At 72.3% G+C, this 18,618-nt stretch carries 17 protein-coding genes and 1 riboswitch; of the genes, 5 read left to right on the top strand and 12 right to left on the bottom strand.

The features are described 5' to 3' along the window. Nucleotides 1–74 precede the first annotated feature (74 nt). Nucleotides 75–225, top strand: a riboswitch (cobalamin riboswitch). Nucleotides 226–516: 291 nt separating this feature from the next. Genes ACFY32_RS18745 through ACFY32_RS18725 form a run of 5 tightly spaced genes read left to right on the top strand, consistent with a single transcriptional unit; the run spans nt 517 to nt 5,623 of the window. Next, nucleotides 517–1,389 (top strand): hypothetical protein, encoded by an 873-nt coding sequence (locus ACFY32_RS18745; protein ID WP_359200960.1) that lies wholly within the window; start codon nt 517–519, stop codon nt 1,387–1,389. After that, entirely contained in the window at nt 1,386–2,408 is a 1,023-nt protein-coding gene (locus ACFY32_RS18740; protein ID WP_390674748.1) for a cysteine synthase family protein, read from the top strand. Before ACFY32_RS18745 ends, ACFY32_RS18740 begins: the two co-directional genes overlap by 4 nt. After that, nucleotides 2,405–3,646 (top strand): ATP-grasp domain-containing protein, encoded by a 1,242-nt coding sequence (locus tag ACFY32_RS18735; RefSeq protein WP_390674747.1) that lies wholly within the window; start codon nt 2,405–2,407, stop codon nt 3,644–3,646. Before ACFY32_RS18740 ends, ACFY32_RS18735 begins: the two co-directional genes overlap by 4 nt. After that, nucleotides 3,639–4,877, top strand: a complete 1,239-nt coding sequence (locus ACFY32_RS18730) for an MFS transporter (RefSeq protein ID WP_390674746.1) — start codon at nt 3,639–3,641, stop codon at nt 4,875–4,877. Before ACFY32_RS18735 ends, ACFY32_RS18730 begins: the two co-directional genes overlap by 8 nt. Beyond that, nucleotides 4,874–5,623: a class I SAM-dependent methyltransferase gene (locus tag ACFY32_RS18725; protein ID WP_359200952.1), complete on the top strand. Its 750-nt coding sequence runs from the start codon at nt 4,874–4,876 to the stop codon at nt 5,621–5,623. Before ACFY32_RS18730 ends, ACFY32_RS18725 begins: the two co-directional genes overlap by 4 nt. 53 nt (nt 5,624–5,676) lie before the next feature. Here the strand turns inward: ACFY32_RS18725 and ACFY32_RS18720 are convergent, their stop codons facing one another. From ACFY32_RS18720 to ACFY32_RS18665, 12 genes are all read right to left on the bottom strand, one after another. Next, complete coding sequence (locus ACFY32_RS18720; RefSeq protein WP_390674745.1) at nt 5,677–6,498, bottom strand: hypothetical protein; 822 nt, start codon at nt 6,496–6,498, stop codon at nt 5,677–5,679. Continuing rightward, the gene (locus ACFY32_RS18715; RefSeq protein WP_359200947.1) at nt 6,495–6,797 is read right to left on the bottom strand and encodes an acyl carrier protein; all 303 of its coding nucleotides are present in this window, start codon (nt 6,795–6,797) and stop codon (nt 6,495–6,497) included. The genes ACFY32_RS18720 and ACFY32_RS18715 overlap by 4 nt, the downstream gene beginning before the upstream one ends. Nucleotides 6,798–6,830: 33 nt before the next feature. After that, nucleotides 6,831–8,552 (bottom strand): AMP-binding protein, encoded by a 1,722-nt coding sequence (locus tag ACFY32_RS18710; protein ID WP_390674744.1) that lies wholly within the window; start codon nt 8,550–8,552, stop codon nt 6,831–6,833. Between the two features lie 110 nt (nt 8,553–8,662). After that, nucleotides 8,663–9,457: a hypothetical protein gene (locus ACFY32_RS18705; RefSeq protein ID WP_359200943.1), complete on the bottom strand. Its 795-nt coding sequence runs from the start codon at nt 9,455–9,457 to the stop codon at nt 8,663–8,665. Between the two features lie 500 nt (nt 9,458–9,957). Further along, complete coding sequence (locus tag ACFY32_RS18700; protein ID WP_390674743.1) at nt 9,958–11,025, bottom strand: hypothetical protein; 1,068 nt, start codon at nt 11,023–11,025, stop codon at nt 9,958–9,960. Between the two features lie 71 nt (nt 11,026–11,096). Then, complete coding sequence (locus ACFY32_RS18695; RefSeq protein ID WP_359200939.1) at nt 11,097–11,369, bottom strand: DNA-binding protein; 273 nt, start codon at nt 11,367–11,369, stop codon at nt 11,097–11,099. Continuing rightward, nucleotides 11,366–12,097 carry a hypothetical protein gene (locus ACFY32_RS18690; RefSeq protein ID WP_359200937.1) on the bottom strand — a complete coding sequence of 244 codons (732 nt, stop codon included), beginning with the start codon at nt 12,095–12,097 and terminating at the stop codon, nt 11,366–11,368. The genes ACFY32_RS18695 and ACFY32_RS18690 overlap by 4 nt, the downstream gene beginning before the upstream one ends. Nucleotides 12,098–12,109: 12 nt before the next feature. Continuing rightward, nucleotides 12,110–14,134, bottom strand: coding sequence for a hypothetical protein (locus ACFY32_RS18685; protein WP_390674742.1), 2,025 nt, complete (start codon nt 14,132–14,134; stop codon nt 12,110–12,112). Next, the gene (locus tag ACFY32_RS18680) at nt 14,124–14,306 is read right to left on the bottom strand and encodes an S-type pyocin domain-containing protein (protein WP_359200933.1); all 183 of its coding nucleotides are present in this window, start codon (nt 14,304–14,306) and stop codon (nt 14,124–14,126) included. Before ACFY32_RS18680 ends, ACFY32_RS18685 begins: the two co-directional genes overlap by 11 nt. A gap of 295 nt (nt 14,307–14,601) precedes the next feature. Continuing rightward, a complete protein-coding gene (locus ACFY32_RS18675) occupies nt 14,602–15,486 on the bottom strand; it encodes a hypothetical protein (protein ID WP_359200931.1) in 885 nt (294 codons plus the stop codon). Continuing rightward, on the bottom strand, nt 15,483–17,660 hold the full coding sequence (locus ACFY32_RS18670) for a hypothetical protein (RefSeq protein WP_390674741.1): 2,178 nt from the start codon (nt 17,658–17,660) through the stop codon (nt 15,483–15,485). Before ACFY32_RS18670 ends, ACFY32_RS18675 begins: the two co-directional genes overlap by 4 nt. Further along, on the bottom strand, nt 17,657–18,580 hold the full coding sequence (locus ACFY32_RS18665) for a hypothetical protein (RefSeq protein WP_390674740.1): 924 nt from the start codon (nt 18,578–18,580) through the stop codon (nt 17,657–17,659). The genes ACFY32_RS18670 and ACFY32_RS18665 overlap by 4 nt, the downstream gene beginning before the upstream one ends. Nucleotides 18,581–18,618: the final 38 nt, after the last annotated feature.

Genomic DNA, 18,618 nt, shown 5'->3' with positions numbered 1-18,618 from the left:
CCAGAGTGGCCTTACCCTGAGGCACGCAGTCGGTTCACGCCTCCCGTCCGCACGGACGGCCGACGGCGTGGCGCAAGAGGGAACCCGGTGCGAGTCCGGGACTGTCCCGCAGCGGTGAGTGGGAACGGAAGCCGTCGATGCCACCGGGCCCGCGTGCGGGCCGGGGAAGAGACGGCCGGTAGGTGTCCGCCCTCCCGGCGGACGTGCCCACGAGTCCGAAGACCCGCCACCGTCCCCGCGTCCCGCGTGGGCTGTGCACATGACCTCGTGGTCCGGGTCGGCGATGTGGGCGGTCGTACGTCGTGTGGGTGGCCGCGCCTCCCTCCCTGTCGGTGTTCAAGGCCCGGTACGGAGGAGGACGGTGTGCGGGACCCAGCCGCTTCGGGACGGCCCTTCAGACCCCGGGCCGGCGTGCCGTCCGACGGACCGGCGCGGACGGTCCCCGGGCCCGCCGCGGGCGTCGCATGGGCACGGTCCGTCCCCGGAGCCGCCGCGGGCGCCCCGCCGGAACACGACGTGTCCCGCGGCACCGTGTCCGGTGTCTGCCACGGCACCCTGGGCGAGCTGTACCAGGGCCCGCTGCGCGCGGGCCCCGACCCCGAGATCGCGGTGGTGTCCTTCCCCGTGGACCGTCACTCCTGGGTGTACTTCACTCCGGGCGCGGCGGCCGGTCCCGCACCGCCCGCGCCGCCGCTCGGGGAGAAGTCGGCGAAGGCGGCCCGGCTCTTCCTGGACCACTACGGCCTCGCCATGCCCCCGGGCGACTGGCACACCCACTCCGAACTGCCGGTGGGCGTGGGGATGGCCAGTTCGACGGCGGACATCGTGGCGACGCTGCGCTGCCTGTTCCGCGTCTTCCGCCTGCCGTACGACCGCCACGTGGTCCTCGGCATCCTGGCGGACATCGAGCGCGCCGACAGTGTCTTCCTCGACGAGTTCGCCCTGTACCTCAGCGGCCGGCACCGGGTGGTGCGGCGACTGGGCCCGGACATCGGATTCCACACCGCCTTCGTCACCGAACCCGGCACGGTGGACACCGCCGCCGTCACCCCCCTGCTGCTGGACCACTACCGGCGCCGCGGCGACGAGTACCAGCGGTGCCTGACCGACCTGGTGAAGGGCTTCGGGTCGGGTGACCCGGCCGCCGTCGCTCGCGCCTCGACGGTCAGCGCCGCACTGTCCCAGGAGGTGCTGCCCAAGGCGACCTTCGGCAGCCTGCGGGCCCACCGTGAACGGTTCGGCGCCGACGGTGTCTTCGTCGCCCACACCGGCTGCCTGGCCGGCTACCTCTTCGCCGCCCGCCCGCCCGCCCGCGTCAAGTCCGACCTCTCCGCGTTCTTCCACTCGCTCGGCCACCAGTGCACCTTCGCCCAAGGAGGTTACGGGTGATCCACCCCCACATCGCCGACGCCCTCAAAGCCCCGGACCTCGTCCGGCTCACCGGCGGCCTGGTCCTGCTGCGGTTCGAGTCGATGAAGATCTACTCGGCCCTGGCCGCCGTCCGCCATCTGCTGGAGCAGGGCACGGTCCGTCAGGGGCAGACCCTGATCGACAGCTCCAGCGGCATCTACGCCTTCGCCCTCGCACTGGCCTGCCACCGGTACGGCATGCGGTGCCACATCGTCGCCTCCACCACCGTCGACACCACCACCCTCGTCCAACTGGAGATCCTCGGCGCCACGGTGGAGCAGGTCGGACCGTCGCGGAGCCTCAAGCTGGACCAGGAACTGCGGGTACGGCGGGTGCGCGAGATACTCGCCGAGCGGCCCGGCCACCACTGGATGCGCCAGTACCACGACGACGTCCACTACCTCGGTTACCAAGAGGTCGCCGACCGCGTCGCGGCGGAGTTCCCCGCGACACCGCTGACCGTCGTCGGCGGGGTCGGTTCCGGGGCGTCCACCGGCGGCATCGTGGAACGCCTGCGCATCCGGGACCCTTCCGTGCGGCTGGTCGGCGTCCAGCCCTTCGGCAGCGTCACCTTCGGCAGCCAGGACCACCACGATCCCGAAGCGATCATCGCCGGCATCGGCTCCTCGATCGTCTTCGACAACGTCCGCCACCACCTCTACGACACCGTGCACTGGCTGGACTTCAGCCACGCCATGTCCGGCGCCGTCGCCCTGCTGCGCGAGCACGCGGTGTTCGCCGGACTGTCCACCGGTGCCGGCTACCTGACGGCGACGTACGAGGCCCGCCGCCACCCCGACCGGCTGCACCTGGTGATAGGGGCCGACACCGGACACCGCTACGTGGAGCGCGTGTTCGCCCGGCACGCGGAGGCCCTGGACCCGGTCGCGCTCAAGCCCGTCGAGGTCCGCGCCCCGCAGGAGATGACCATGCCCTGGTCGACGATGACGTGGCGGCGCACCCCCTGCCCGGCGGACCGGAAGGAGAGCGCCGCATGACCGTGGCCTGCCTGGAGTCACTGACCTTCGGCCTCGGCCACCTGGTCCGCGCCGCCGACCGGCTCGGCGAGCGCCTGCTGCTCCTCACCCGGGACCCCGCCTACTACGCCTACGAACTGGACCGGCTGCCCGCCGGCGCCCTCGACGTCGTCGTGACCGACACCTTCGACGTGGCGGGGACCGCGGCCCTGCTCCGGCGCACCCCGGGGCTGCGCGGCCTGATCAGTTCCACCGACACCTGGACCCTGGCCGGCGCCGCCCTCGCCGAACGCCTCGGTCTGCCCGGCCTCGATCCGGCCGTCCTGCGGCTGACCCGGGACAAGGCCGCCGTACGCAACCGGCTGCACGACGCCGGTCTCACCCGTGCCAGGGCCGTCGAGAGCGCCGGGCCGGACCGTGCGGCACGCGGGCCGCTGCTCAAGGAGGCGGGGCTGCCGCTCGTGCTCAAGGACACCGCGGGCACCGGGAGCCAGAACGTGTGGCTGGTCCGTGACGAGGCCGAACTCGACGCGGCGCTGGCGGAGGCGTCCGGCCGGGAGCTGAAGGGGCGGTTGTTCGCCGAGCCCTACTTCAGCGGCCCGGTGTACAGCGCCGAGACGCTCACCTGGGCCGGCCGCACCAGGCTGCTCGGCGTCTCCAGCCGGCTCATGTCGCCGGAACCGCACTTCCGGGAGGAGATCACCGCCTTCCCCGTCGCCTTCCCGGGCCCCCAGCGGACCTCGCTGGGGCGCTGGCTGGACCGGGTGCTCGCCGCCGTCGGTTACAGCGACCGGTTCGCACACGTGGAGTTCGTGCTGACCGCCGACGGCCCGGAAGTGGTGGAGGTCAACCCCCGCATCGGGGGCGCGCTGGTCGGGGAGGGCCTGTGCCGGGCGCTCGGCGTCAACGTGTACGAGGCGATGATCGAGGCCGCGCTCGGCCGCCGCCCCGGCCTGATGAGCGCGGACCTTCCCGGCGGTCCGGCCGTCGCCTTCGTACTCGGCTACCCGGCCGCCCCCGGCGTCTTCACCGGCGTGGCCGGCCTGGACCGGCTCACCGGCATGCCGGGAACGCCCGCCTGGTACCCGGTCAAGCGGACCGGCGACCTGATCGAGCACCTGGGCGACAGCCGCGGGTACGCGGGCATCGTGTACGCGGAGGCGGAGACCGCCGAACTCGCCACCCACCGCGCGGTGGCCGCGGCCGGCGCCCTGCGTGTGCTCACCGACCCGGCCGGCCCGGGGGCGTCCGGTGGGTGAGCGCGGCCCCCGGGGACCGGGACTGCGGGCCTCGCTGTTCCCGCTCACCGGCCCGCTGCGGTTCCTCCTGCTCAGCTCGTTCCTGATCCCGCTCGGCAGCTTCATGGTCCTGCCGTTCATGTCGGTGTTCCTGCACGAACGGCTCGGCATGGGGCTCGGCACGGTCGGCGCCGTCCTGGCCGTGGCCTCGCTCGTGCAGTTCTCCGGCGGCGTCGTCGGCGGAGCCCTCGCGGACCGGATCGGGCTGCGCCGCACGATGCTGTGGGCCCTCGTCGTACGCACCGCCGGTTTCGCCGGGCTGCTGGCGGCCCTGCGCTGGCCGCCCCTCGCGATCTGGGCGCTGGTGCTGACCTGCTGCGGTGCCGCGCTGTACCTGCCCGCGAACAAGGCGTACCTGGTGCACGGCGTCGACGACGAGCGCCGCCCGGCGTTCCTGTCGGCGGGCAACGCGGCCCTCAACGCCGGGATGGCCGTGGGCCCGCTGATCGCCGGGCCGTTCGTCCTGTCGTCGCCCGGCTGGCTGTTCGCGGCGGTCACGGCGCTGTTCCTCGCGGTCACCGCGGGACACGCGCGGCTGCCCGGAACCGACGGGGAACACCCCACCGCGCCCGCGGAGACGACTCCCCCGGGGCTGCTGTCCGGCGTGGCACTGCTGCCGTTCGCCGCCAACGCGCTGGCCTTCTACCTCTACTTCCACTTCCAGCACTTCCTGGCGGTGTACGCCGTCGAGCGTGCCTCCGGCGCGTTCTACAGCGTGGTGCTGCTGCTCTGCTTCACGCTGGTCATCGTCGTACAGCCGCTCGCGTCCGGCCTGATCCGGCGGATGCCGTACGCCCTCGCCCTCGCGGTCGGCTTCACGGGCCTGGCGGCGGGCCTGGCCGTGCTGGCGGCCGGCGACCGGGCGGCACTGCTGGCGGGCGGGGCGCTGATCACCCTCGGGGACATCGTGCTGTTCCTCAAGAACGACCTGGAGGCGCTGCGCCGCAGCTCCCGCTCCGACGCCGTGGTCTTCGGCCGGCAGCGGCTGGCCGCGGGGCTCGGCGCCTGCGCGAGCGGCGTGCTGGGCGGGCAGTTGTACGGCTTCGGCGAACGGGCCGGGAACACCGGCTGGTTCTGGCTGCTGGCCGCCGCCCAGTGTCTGCTGCTCCCCCCTCTGCTGCTCACGCTGCGCCGCCGCACCGCGCGGCGCCCCGCCCCCGGCGGCGACCACGAAGGAGCACTCGCGCGATGACACGTACGGGCGGATTCCAGGACGACGGCTTCTGGACCGAGTTCCATGACTTCCTCTTCTCCGAGCAGCGCTACCGGCAGGCCGAGGAACTGCTCGACACCTCTCCCCTGCTCGCCCTCCCCGACGGATCGCGCGTGCTGGACCTGTGCTGCGGGCCGGGGGTGTTCACCGTGCCGCTGGCCCGCCGCGGCCACCGGGTGACCGGAGTCGACCTGAGCCCGGCCATGCTGGACCGGGCACGCGAGCGGTCGGCCGACGCCGGTGCGGCGGTGACGTACGTACGGGCCGACGCGCGTCAATACGAGGCACCGGGCGGTTTCGACGTCGTCCTCAACATGTTCACCTCCTTCGGGTACTTCGAGGACCCCGCCGACAACGCCCGCGTGCTGCGCACCATGCACACCTGCCTGGTGCCCGGCGGCACGCTCGTCCTGGACCTCGCCGGGAAGGAACTGCTGGCCCGCAGGGTCACCCCGCCCAAGGTGGTGCGGCGGGGCGACGACGTGATGGTGCAGACCGACACCGTGCTGGACGACTGGGCGCGACTGCGCAGCGAGTGGGTGCTGGTCCGGGGCGAGCGGGTGACGCGGGCCACCCTGACGTGGTTCGTGTACAGCGCGGTGGAGCTGCGCCGGATGGCCGAGGAGGCGGGTTTCGGCCGCGTAGAGGTCTTCGGCGGGTTCGACGCACGGCCCTACGACGAGAACGCCGAGCGGCTCGTCCTGCGGGCGGTGCGCGAGACGTGACGGCGGCGCGGGGAACGCGGCACGGTCCCCGGACCCGGCCTGGTCGGAGTGACTCAGATGTCCCAGGCGGGGCTGGTGTTGGGGGGGTAGGAAGAGCTGGAGGCGTCGTTCACCCAGTCGTCCACGTCCCGGCCGTCCCATTCCAGCAGTGTCCCGGCGTGCCGGACGCACATGTCGTAGTCGAGGCTCCCGAAGAGGCGGCTGACGTCGATCTGCTGATTGAGCTGCTGGTACCCCTTGCCTGTCCGGTATTCCATCTGGATTCCGGTCCGGAGCAGCCCGAGGCGCAGATCCCCGTTCACCACGGTCAGGACGCCCTGCTGCATATTGCTGTCCTTCTCCTGCCGCCCCTCGTTCTGGACCGCCAGTTGGCCGATCTTCTTGACGGAGGTGACGATGCCGTCGAACGCGTCCATGGGCACCACTCCGTCGAATTCGATCGAGTAGTAGATCGCCTCGATGGCCGGCCACAGGGAGAGGGAGGAGATGGACGCGTACCTGCTGTCGTCGATGATGTCGGCGAGGAACGGCATGTCCGCGAACTGCCATCCGAGGCTGATCCACTCGCACAGGTCGAATTCCGTGGACGACTGATCGAAGCCGACGGAGTCCTCGGCCTTGCGCAGGATGGTGGAGGCCACGGACTGCCATGAGCCGAAGGACGCCAGCGGACCCAGGTCGGGCAGCTCACTGTCGTCCGCGCCATAGGAATTGCCCACCCCTTTCTCCTGGCCGCCGTAGTCGAGTCCGCGCTCGCCGGAGCCCGGCGGCCCGAGCTTCGCCAGCACCTCCCGTGGCGGCGCCTGCCCGCCCCGCGCCCACATGGCGATCCGCGACGCCTCCCGCCGCAACCGCTCTCCGGCCGGGGTGCTCACGGTCGTCCTTCGGCGCACCGGGTGCGGCCGGCGTACCGCTCGCGCGACTCGCAGATCAACCGCTCGATGTCCCGCACCGTGCGCACCTGGAGGATGGCCTCGAAGCCCAGGTTGACCCGGAAGGCCAGCTCGACCGCGCCCAGCAGCCGGAAGAGCTTCATGGAGTCGACCCCCGGCAGCTCCGTCACCATGGTGGTGTTCTCGATCTCCTCGGGACACTCCGCGCCGCCGAGGTCCAGCTTCTCGCGGATCAGGGAGTACAGATCCTGTTGCTCTCGCGGGGTCAGACGGGTGGTCATGGCCGCTCCTCATCGGGTGCGTACGGATGGTGTTCAGCTAGCCCGGGGCGCTACGCCGTGGAGGGCTCCCTGGAGATATCGCTGCCGTGTCGTGCTCCGCCTCACCTTGCCGCTGGAGGTCTTGGGCAGTTGCCCCGGTACCAGCAGGAGGACCTCCGCCACGGGCAGGGACAGCTTCGTCTGGACGTGGCCGCGGACCTGCCGCGCCACCGTGGCGGCGTCCCCGCCGCGGAACTCGGCGACGATCACCACCTCCTCGGTGGCCCGGCCCGGCCGGGTGAAGGCCACGATGCTGCCCTTGCGCAGACCAGGCACCTCGGCCGCGGCCCATTCCACCGTCTGGGGGTCGTGATTGCGCCCGTTGACGATCAGCAGGTCCTTCTTGCGGCTCGTCACGTGCAGGACGCCTTCCGCCAGGTATCCGCAGTCCCCCGTGCGCAGGCCGTGAGCCGTGAAGCTCCGCCGGGTCGCCTCCGCGTCGCCGTGGTAGCCCGCGGCCACGCTCGGCCCCTCGAAGACCACCTCGCCGATGTGCCGCTCCGGGAGCGGCTTCCCCTCGTCATCCACGATGAGGATTCGGTGACCCGCGACGGGACGTCCGCAGGGCACGAACGCCACCTGCGACCCGGGGTCCTCGGCCGCCGAGGCGGGCCGCGCGAGGCCGCACGTGAGGTAGGGCTCCTTCTGGATGACATCCAGGGCGTACGGGACTGCGGTATCGCCGACCGAGATCGCGAGCGTCGCCTCCGCCATGCCGTAGCACGGCACCAGTGCCCACGGCCTCAGCCCCGCCGCCGCGAAGTGCGCCGCGAAGGCGCGCAGCGTCTCCGGGTGGTTGGGCTCGGCGCCGCAGCCCACGACCCTCAGGCAGGACAGGTCCAGCCGCTTCGCCTCCCGCGCGGTGGTGTGCTCGACGGCCAGCGCCAGGCCGAAGTTGGGCGCGAAGGTCACGGTCGCGCGGTGGCGGCTCACCGTCTCCAGCCAGAGGCCCGGTGAGCGCGCGAAGCGCAGTGTCGGGAGGAAGCTCACCGGGCAGCGCGCGATCAGCGGCGCCAGCACGAAACCGACCAGTCCCATGTCGTGGTACATGGGCAACCAGCTCACGCCCCGGTCCCGCCCGCGCCGGAGGCGAAGGGCGCCGATGACGGCCGCGCAGTTGGCGAGCACGCAGGCGTGCGTGACCCGCACTCCCTTGGGGGTCCCCGTGCTGCCGGAGGTGAACTGCAAGAACATCACATCCTCCGGGAGGATCGCCTCGGGCTGGGGCGCACTCCCCACCAGGGGCCCGGCGAAGAACTCCTCCAGGACGACGGTCCGCAACCCCTCGACCGCCTGGAGGAGCGGGGCCAGCGGGTCCGCCAGGCTCCGGGGCATCACGACAGCGCGGGCTCCCGCCGCGCGGAGGATGCCGGCGGCGTCCTCGCGGTACGCCTCGAACCTGCCGAAGCTCATGGGCGGGTACATGGGGACCGGGACGACGCCCACCGAGACCGCGCCCAGGAAGGTGAGGACGAACTCCCGCTCCTCAGGGACGACGAGCGCGACGCGCTCTCCCTTGCGCAGGCCGTACCGGAGCATCCGGCGCCCCCGGCGCAGGGCCTCCCGCGACACCTCCGACCAGCTCATGAAGTGCTCGCGCCCATCCTCCTGGATGAAGGTGCAGCCACCGTCCGAGTGGCCGAGGTTGTCGGCGAGGATCTGGGTGAAGGTCGAGGCCGTCGCTCCCTCGGGAGGCAGCACCGCTTCGGAGCACATGGAACCTGCCTGGGGTAAGGGGCTGTCGGTGCGAGCGCCCGTGCGAACAGGCTGTCCGCCCGAGGGCTCACACCGGGAGTCCGGCGGATCACAAGGAGGTTCTGACGGGCTCAGTTGTCCCAGGCGGGGCTCTGGTTGGGCTGCTGCGAGGCGCTGGCCGTGTCGTTCGTCCAGTCGTCCACGTCCTTGCCGTCCCAGTCGCGCAGCTTGTCGGCGGAGCGCTTGCACTTGTCGAAGTCGAGCACGCCGTAGCCCCGGTAGACCTGAAGGGTCTGGGTCAACTGCTCGTACCCCTTGCCCTTCCTGTGCTCCATCGACACCGTGGTCCGGACGACTCCGAGGTAGAGATTGCTGGCGTGGACCGACAGGCACCCGATCTGCTGGTTGCTGTTCTTCTGCGCCCTGCCTTCGGTCGAGAGCGCCAACTGGCCGACCTTTTTGACGGATTCCACGATGCCCAGGTAATCCTCCGGCGACATGAAGCTCTTGACCAGGTCGTCCACCGCGTCGAGGGCGCTCTTGAGGGAGAGCGAGGAGATGTTCGCCTCGCGGTAGTCGTACGTGTACCGCAGGCACAACGGAACCGTGGCGAACTTCGTGAGGAATGTGTTCCAGGACTGCAGATCGAAGGTCGTGCTTCCCGGGTCGAAGCCACTGATGCTCTCGGCCTTGTGCACGATGGTGGCGGCGACGGACTCCCACGAGCCGAAGTCCGACAGCTCCCCCAGGTCGGGCAGCGTGCTGCCGTCTCCCACCGCGTTGTTGCCCACTCCCTGGTCGTCGCTCCCGGAGTCGAACTGCGAGAGCAGGGACATGGTGGCGGCGTCCCGCTGGGGGGAAGCCATCTCCCACAGGGCCAGTTCCGTGGCCGCTCGGCGCGACTGGAACTCACTGATCTCGGTCATGACTGCTCCTTGTGTACGGGTGAGGTGAGCTGGTCCGGCGCCGTGGGGCGGTCAGATGGGCCGTGGTCCGGGTCCGTCGCTGGATACGCCTGCCATCACTGCTTCTCCCGTCCGAGGGCGCGACACATCGGGCGCGGGGGTGAGCCGCGCCGGATGAGAGGGGGATGCACCGGAACAAGCGGGAGCCTAACCGCCGTACTCCGGTGACCCTGCACATCTCTTCCGGACAATGCAGCCAAGACGGAAATGGCACCCTTGCCCCGTTGCGGCAGATATCAACTGGCCCTCGGACCCCGGGCGGGGACCGGCACCGGTGCCGTGTCGCGGACCCCGTATGTCACAGGCATACACGGCGGGATACTCCCGGGGTCACGCCCACCCGGGTGACCGCCGGGGTCCGCTGCACGGAATCCGCCAGGAGCGGCCGAGCGGCGACACGGAGGTGCCCGGCCCGGTGGCGGGAACATGGTGTCACCCCGCCACCTCGCACTCGTAACGGTTCAGGACTCCTTCAGAGCCGCTGCCGCCCTCCGCAGTTCCTCCAGCACGGCCAAGATCCGGAAGAGTTCCCGGAAGGAGGCGATGATGCGCCTGGTGGGCCGGCGGAGCGCGCGGCTGGCGGAACCCAGCGTGCCGACCAGGGCGATGCCTTCCTGATAGGAGGCCGCCGAGGACTCCGCCTCCCAGTGGGCCGACACCATCTGGTCCAGCAGGTCCACCGCCCCGTCCGGCCAGTCGGAGCGCGGCATGCCGGCGGTCCACTCCAGGAACCCCCTGAGTGCTCCGACGCCGACCTCCAGATGCTCCGCGAGGCGCTCGGTCGCGGCCCCCAGTTCGTTCGCGGGCCCGTCGATGGCTTTGGCCAGGCGATTCAGCACGGCCATGTACGTACTCGGGGGCGCCCCCGGACGACTGGTGCGGTCCGCGTCCGCCAGGACCAGCGCGGTCACCTCGTTCAGTACTTCCAAGGCGGCTTCCACATCGGCCATGTCGGCTTCGAGGGCCTCCATATGGGCCTCGGCGTCGACGATCAGGTCGAAGAAGCCGGGGCCTTCCTCCGTGTCGTCGTCGGTGGAGTTCTCCGTGGCGGGCCGGAGAGGCGACGGCACCGGCGAGGGCGGCGGACCGCTCTCCCCCGGTGCCCCCTCCTCCGCCGCCAGCAACTCCGTCAGACGCTGCCGCGCGGCGACGGGATCGCCGTGCTGCGAGGGAAAAGGGACGCACGTCACCGGTCCGGCGGCCTGGGGTTCGTCGGCTGCTCCGGTGACGTGGACGGTGGGCCGGCCGAGCGCGTGCCGCATGCCGAGCCCGAAGGACAGGTCGCCGTCGGCTCCGCCGAGGTCCGCGACGACGAAGTCCGCCTCGGTGAGCAGCCGCAGCAACTGGTCCCTGGGCAGACCGGCGTCCGTGAGCCGGTCTGCCCGCAGGAAGTCGAGACCGAGCTGTTCGCACGCGGGGCGGACGATGTCCTCGTAGATGACGGTGGACCGGTGCCGTCGGTCCGGGAGGGCGGTGCCGGGCGGGTCGGCGCCGATCACGGGGGTACAGACGGCGAGGCACGTGGGCATCGCGGACTCCTTCACGGAGAGAGGTACGGGGGTGGCCCCGCCGGCGGACGGGGTGCCGGCCGGGGAAGCGGTCAGTCGAAGAGCGTGAGCGCCACTCCGTCGGCGACCTCGTCGGCGAAGACCGGCCGCTCCTCGATTCCCAGGGCGGCGAGCAGGTCCACGGTGCGGACCCGGTGGCGCCGCCCGACCCGGATCGTGTGGCAGGGGAACGCCTCTTCGCCGACGAGTCGGTAGGCGGTGGCCAGGCACATGCCGAAGGCCCTGGCCGCGGTGCGCAGGTCGACGCTCACGGGAAGGTCGAAGATCTCCCGGAAGGTGAGGGCGGTGTCGTCCCGGCCGGTCATCGGGTCCTCCCGGCGCGGCGCAGGGAGAGCGTGGCGACCTGGCGTCCCCGGCCCGAGTATCCGACGCCGGCCGCCGTGTCGGCCAGGCCCCAGGACCGCGCCAGCGCGCCGAGCCGTACGCCCTCGACCCGGTGGGCGGGGACGGTGATCCGCAGGGTCGCCGACAGGCCGTGAGCGCCGGGCGGCGGGTCGTAGTCCGCCTGCCAGAGGTGCTCGCGGTCCGCGGCGACGGGCGTGCCTCCGGCCCGGTCCACGTCCTCGACGGCCCTCTCCAGGTACGTGGTGCGCCAGACGGCCCAGGCCCGTGTGCACGCCGAGCGCAGCACCGTACGGCCGGGGTCGGCGTCGTGCGGGTCGACTGCCGAGAGGGCTTCGAGGTAGCAGGTGGCCAGTTCGGCTTCGACGTCCGCGCGTTCGGCACCGAAGCGCGAGGTGATCCTGAAGGCGGTGCGGCGGAGTCCGGGCAGTCCCAGCCAGAGCACCGTGGTGGGCCAGTCGTCCCGCCCGCCGGAGTCCAGGTGGACGCGCTCGGCGATCTGATGCCACAGGGCCGTCCGCGTCCCGGGGTGGGCGGAGCGGTCGTAGAGCAGGCGCCGGGCCTGTGCGGGAGTCAGGGGAGTGCCGGACGGCCGGGGTCCGTCGGACAGGCGCAGCGGGGGCGCCGGGTCGCCGTCGGCACACCGGTGTTCGACGGTGGCGAAGAGGCCGCCGGAAGACGGGAAGGTCATCGGTCCTCCTGTTCAGTCGGTGTTCGAGGCGGCGGTGTCGCCGCGCAGTTCCGCCAGGGCACGGGCCGCCAGGTCCTTGCCGGGCAGACCGTCGGGGCCCCGTCCCATGGCCAGCAGCCAGCGAAGGAAGCCGGGCCGCCGGGCGGCGACCAGTGCGTCGAGCAGTCGGCTCAGCGCCCGTGCGCGGTCCTCCGCGCCGTCCGCTTCGCAGGCCCAGCCGATGAGCGTGTCGCGCATGGCGGGGAAGGCGGCCGGTTCGTCGAGGGCGTGTCCCACCAGCTCCGCGGCACACGACGCCTGCTCGGCACCGGAGAGCACCTGTGCGCACCACCACGCGAGGTCGGCACCCGCCATGTTGGGGCAGACGAGGGCGGCCACCAGACCGAGGAGGCCGTCGGACCGGGCCCATTCGAGGGTCCGGCGCAGCACGTCCGTCCTGGTCGTGGAGTCACCGGTCTCGAAATGGCGTACCAGCGCCGCCATCACGACACCGATGAGCGACATGTCCGCGTCGTGGCGCTGCGTCTCGACGAGGTGACGCAGCAAGGGCACGGCCTGGGCGGCCGGGACCCGTCCGCAGTCGGGGTGGCAGGCGTGCGCGGCCGCGCCGCGCAGCGGTTCCTCGGCCGCGACGCTCCACCGGTCCAGCAGTTCGGCGGCCGGCCGCCCGGCCGCCGGGTCACCGGCGGCCGTGCCCAGGCACCACGCCGCCACGAGGGGCGCCGCCTGCGAGGCGGCCGACGCCAGGTCGGGCAGGTGCTCCAGTGATCGTCCCGCGGTGGCCGCCGCCATGGCCGCGGCGCCCCGGCCCGCCCGTTCGGCCTGTTCCGCTTCGTGGCCGGGGTGCGCGAGCCAGAGGTGCAGCAGGGGCAGCAGGTCGGGGCGGTCGCGGCAGAGGGCTTCCCAGACGGTCTGCGTCACCGCGGGCCAGAAGAAGGAGACCGTGTCCGCCTTCTCGGTGCCGGGGCGCCGGACCCGGTGCGCTCCGAGGGCGCGCAGTGTCCCGGCCGGCGAGGGACGGACGGGGTCGCCCGCGGCGAGGCCGCGCGGGTCGTGCGGGCCGGGTTCCGGTTGCTCCGACGGTGTCAGCAGCCGCAGCAGGTCCGCTGCCCGCTCCTGCACCACGCCCGCGGACATTCCTCCGTAGACGCAGAGGGCGAGCAGGTGGGCGAGGAGGGCGGGGTCCGTCTGGGCCCGTGCGAAGATCTCCGGGCCCTCGGTCCGGGCCAGGTGCCGCGCGACCTCGGCGCCGGAGACTCCGCTCGCGACGCCCAGACGCAGTACGGTCCGGGCCGCCCGCGCGGCCTGGCGCGGCGGCAGCCCGTCCGGCAGCAGTTCGCCGTGGTGCCCCTGCTCCAGCGACCGCAGCCACGCGGTGCACGCCCCGGCATCGGCACAGCCGTCCGACAGATGAGCGCCGAAGACCTGCCGCGGGTCCGGCGGCAGATGACGGACCACGGGCATGCCCAGGTTGTCCTCCAGGGCGGCGGCGAGCCCCGGAGCGTCCGCCAGGACGAGGACCAGGCGGGCTCCCACCTCGGCCAGGCGTCCTTCGAGGCGGGACATGTCCCATGCCCGCAGCGCGAGGGGGTCCGGGGGTTCCATCACGAGGTATCCGTGCACGCCGTGCCCCCGCGGTCCCCACCGGGAGATGTTGACCGCGCCGTCCACCTGGACGAGCACGGGCTCCTCGCTGCCGTGCGCCAGCAGGTTGAGGGCGTGTGTCTCCCGCCCGCTCCCCGGTTCCCCGACGAGCACCACGATGCCCGAGTCGAGCGCGGTCAGGGCCTCCTCGAAGCCGGGAGGCGGCACGAAGCACCGCCGGGCCGACTTCAGACGGCCGGCCCTGACGGGGCCTTGGCGCATCGGTGCCGCGGTCCCGCCGCCTTCGGCCGGGCCGGCGGTGGTCTGCCGCTGCCCGCCCGACACCACCCCCGTGTTGACGGTGCCGTGGGGAGCCACCACGACCATCTCCCGACCGGCCAGGGCCGCGAGGACGGCGGTCAGCTCGTCGCTGCGCAGCGGTTCACTCGTCATCGTCCGCTCCGGCGTCCGACGGGCCGGCGAACTCGACGGTGGTGACGTGCTGGCCGCCGTGGACGACGCCGGTGTTGATGATTCCGTGTTCGGCGTTCAGGACCGTCGCGGGCTCGGTCCCCGTCGCGCGACGGGCTCCCGGCGCCGTCGAACGGGGCGCCGGGGGCGCCACCGCTTCTCCTGGTGCACGAAAAGCAACGACATTGTTCGTGTTGCGGTCTTCTTCTGCTCGCATCTCGACCTTCGATGAACTGAGCGCCCTGGGAGATCGGGCGTTCGCCTCGTGGACATGTCGAGATTCCCGCACACCGGTCCGCCGGTCGGTTCCCGAGGACCGGAAAGGGAGTGAGCGCAGTCACATTCCTGAAGCGCTCCGGAAAGCACCGGAAAGCACACCGAAAGGCGAGGCGCCGCCTTGACGGCGGCGCCTCGCCTTTCCGGCCCATTCGCCGGTCGCGATCTCGGGGTCAGAATTCTCCGCCGGGGACCGGGCGGCCGAGCGATGCGATCCGATCGCGCAGGAGGCAGGAGAGCTCCTTGCGCTCCTGCTCGGTCAGCGCGCCCAGCAGCGCGGCCAGCTCCTCCTGCCAGTCCGTGCGCGGAGGGCTGAGCAGGTCCTGGTGGTCGACCGCCCAGTCGAGCACCTGGGGCACCTGGTCCGGGTGCCGCAGAAGCCAGAGCGCCGCCAAGGACACCGGTCCGGCGTGGAGCGCCTGGAGACAGAACTCGTACTCGCCCCGCCGGCTGGTCGTCCACGAGTAGCGGACGCCCGCGCCTTCGTCCTGGCCGAGGAGCAGTTCCTCCCCCGTTTCCCGGAGCCGGACGTCGAACACCCGGAAGCTCAGGCCCGTGTCCGTCAGACGCTGCGGGACTCCCAGGTGCTGCATGATCTCGGGGGCTCCGAGTCCGCTGCCGGCGACCGCCTGCATCTCCGCCAGCCGGTGCAGTGCGCCGGTGAGATGTCCGCGCACCACGTGCCAGCCGTGCACGGTCCTCGTACGGACCAGCCGCACGGGATCGTGGACCCACCAGGACACCCACAGGTCGACCGACTCCGTGCCGTAGACCGTGGGAAGGCCGACCGCTCGGGTGTCGACGTGTTCGGTCGTGTCCACCCGGTAAGCCTCCGCGTAGTCACCGCCCAGCCTGGGCGGCGCCGCCTCGTCCGGCACGGGCAGATCGGCGCCGCCGCCGTCGGGGTCGCCTCGGCGTCCGAGGAAGCAGTAGCTGCCGTCCGTGTCCCTCAGCACCAGCGACCACTCCTGTGCCGTGGACCAGCGATGGCTGAGGATCTCCCGCCAGGGCGGCCTGGCGACCCGGTGGTAGAGGGGTTCGGTCGTTCCGTCGCTCACGCTGCCTCCCGCCGTCCGCCGGAGCGCCATCCGTCCAGCGCGGTTCGTGCCGCGTACTGTCCGGCCCAGCCGTCCGCCCCTCTTTCCTGCAATTCGACGAAGAGCCGGAACTCACCCTTGCGCATAGCGCCGGCCAGGGCCGCGAACAGGTTTTCCACGGCCCGGCGCGGCAGGTCGTCCCACTGCCCCCGTTCGGCCCAGCCGAGCAATTCCGTGCACGTCGTTTCGAACACCTCCTCGGAATTCAGGGCGCGGCGGGTCATGTCGGCGATCGCGGTCGCGTCGGGACCCCATACGGCGAGCCGGCGTACGAACCACTGCGGGGACCGCAGCAGATGACCGAAGAGGGCGAGCACCTGGTCCGTGTCGCACCGCCCCTCTTCCAGCCAGGCGACGAGCCGGCCGAACACCTGGGCCTCGTGACCGGCCTGGAACAGGCTCATGACCGCGACCCGCACGGCGGCCAGGACCTGATCGTTCCCGTCCGTCCCCGCGCCCGCCGGCCGGTCCCGGACACCGAGCAGGAGGGTGCGCAGGAGCCGCAGCGCGAGGTCCGGCCGTGAGACGCCGAACTCCGAGCCGCAGGCGTAGGCCACGGTCGTCCGGCGCTGGGCGCCGGCAGCCCGGCTCCAGTTGTCGAGGCGGTAGCGCACCTCGGCGACGAGGACGGGGTCCTGAGCCGCGATGCCCAGCGCTTTCGCCGCGATGACACGGCTGTTCACGCGCTCCGACCCGGCGAGCGTCTGGATGTGGCGCAGCGCGCCCCGCCCGCCTCCCCACTTCGCCGCGTTGCCCATGAACCTGCCGGCCGCGGCGGTGAGTTCGTCGGTCCGGTCCACCTGCCGCAGCCACTCCACGAGCAGCTCCGACAGCCGTCCGTACTCGCGCCACACGTACCTGAGTACGGCCTCCGCCTGCCGGTGTCTGACGAACGCGATCGCTTCCACGCTGTGCGCGTACGCCCCCGCCGTGTGGATTCGGCGCTCCAGCCGGACCGCGCGGACGGCGTGCAGCAGTTCGGTGAGGGAGCGCCGGAAGGCGAACTCCGGGTTGGGGCGTCCGGTCGTCCCCTCCCCTTCGGCACCCGTTCCCGGCAGCATCGCGGCCAGACGGCCCCGCGACAGCGTCAGCAGCCTGTCGGCTTCCTCCTGGACGAGCCGGTGGTCCAGCCCTTCGAAGACACAGGCGGCGAGCAGGAACGCCAGGGTGTCCGGATCACCGCGCAACCTCGCCACCAGGTCGGGGACCTCCCGCTCGGCCCGGTAGCCCAGCCGCTCCCGCAGATCGCCGAGAGCCCCGGGGTCCCCGTCCGCCGCCACGACGGCCGTCACCAGTTCCACCACGTCGGCCGGGACCAGCTCGGGAGCCAGCAGGTCGCCCAGCGCGTGGCGTCCGTCCAGCGCCGACAGCAGACGCTCCCTCTCCCACCGGTCCGGCACGACCGCTTCGAAGTAGCTGCCGAACACCATGGCGGGCGGCGGCGGTACGCACATCATGGGTGTGACGTGCAGGTCCTGTTCGAGCCGGCGCAGCAGTTCCCGGTCGTCGGGCAGGACGATCACCATGCGCGCCCGGACGCCTTCCAGCAGCTCTCGCACATGCCCGAGCACACCGGGGCCCAGCGGCCGGGACGGGAACAGACCGTCCATGAGGTAACCGCGTGCCGACGCGTCGGTGGGCTGCCAGCGGTCCAGTTCGACGACGCTGTCCAGCGCCCGCAGCGGAGCCTCCTTCCCGCAGCTCTCGCGCAGCAGGTTCAGCGCTGTGGTGCGGCGGCCGGTCCCCGGGCGTCCGGCGAGGAAGAGCGGCCCCCGGTCCAGCATCCGCAGCGCCTCGCCGAACCAGCCGGGCCGTGCGAACCCGAACTCGGCCGCGCGCACCTCCGCCTGTGGAATGGGCCCTTCGCGCACCCGCCCTCGCCGGGGCGCCGGTCCGTCGTGCACGGACGCGTTGTGGATGCGCTGCCCGCCGTGCACGGAACCGGCGTTGACGTTGCCGTTCGGGGCGTACACGAACGGACCGCCCACCCGCGCGGCGCCTCCGATGGCGTCGATCAGCTCGGACAGCTTCCGTTCGCCCTCGTCGCCGCGGGACGGACCCTGCGACGGCAGGCCCGGGACGCCGGGCGCACCGCCTTCCGCCCCGACCGGCGGAGAGTCCTCTGCGGGGGTCATCGCCGCCCCTGGTTCTTGTCGCCGCGGACCTGGTCCCCTTGGAAGCCCCGGACCCGGCCGGCCTTGTTGCCCTCGACGTGATCGCCGGCGACGTGGTAGTTGCCCACGCTCTGCCCGCCGTGGACGGTGCCGGTGTTGATGTTCCCGTTGGGGGCGCTGTTCCGCACCTTCCGGTCCGCCTCTCCCCCGTTCACCGGTGCGGGCGCGGCGTCGGGCACCGCCGGCGCGGCGGCCCCGGCGCCGGCCGGCTCCTCGTACAGGGGCCCGGACGGCTGCGGTACGTAGATCCACGCCCGCTGGGAGAACGGCTTGCCCTCGACGGTCGCGGCCACCTCGACGAAGTGGTCGGGGTGGCGGCCGGTGTAACCGCCGGCGACCGCGTCCTCGTAGCAGCGGTCGGAGAGGATGGCCGCCACATGCGTGACGTTCTCCTTGTGGGAGGCGAGCACGGCCTTGACCGGGCGGGAGTCCAGCAGGCGGTGCGTGTCGTTGCGTGCCGTGCCGTTGCCGCCGAACTCGTCTCCGGTGTCCGGCAGCGGGCCGATGTGCAGGCTGGCCCGCAGCCTGATGGGCAACGCCCCGTGGGACAGCACGTTGTAGTCGGCGAGCACCTCCTGCAGCGTGAACAGCAGGGGGTGGACCACGAACGGCATCCGCGCGGGATCGAACCCGAAGACGTAGCCGTCGCCGGTCGAGGCGGGGAACCTGCGGTCGTCCCAGAGGTCGCGCAGCTCCGCCCTGGCCAAGGCCGTTTTGAGGAGTGCGGGTACGGCACGGCTGACGCCTTCGTGCTCGATCGCGGGGCGTCCCGTGAAGTCCTTCGCGTCCACGGCCAGGACGCCCCGGTAGGGCGGCAGCGGGCGACTGCGGGTGTAGGGACCGGCGGGCCGCTCGGGAAGGTCACTGCTGGATTCGCGCATGTCGCTCCTCGGTGAAGCCCGCCCGTTCCGCGAGGGTC

Source organism: Streptomyces sp. NPDC000134 (genome assembly GCF_042899225.1).
Classification (GTDB): domain Bacteria; phylum Actinomycetota; class Actinomycetes; order Streptomycetales; family Streptomycetaceae; genus Streptomyces.
Note: the sequence above shows the minus strand (reverse complement) of the source record. Positions and strands in the feature narration are given on the sequence as shown.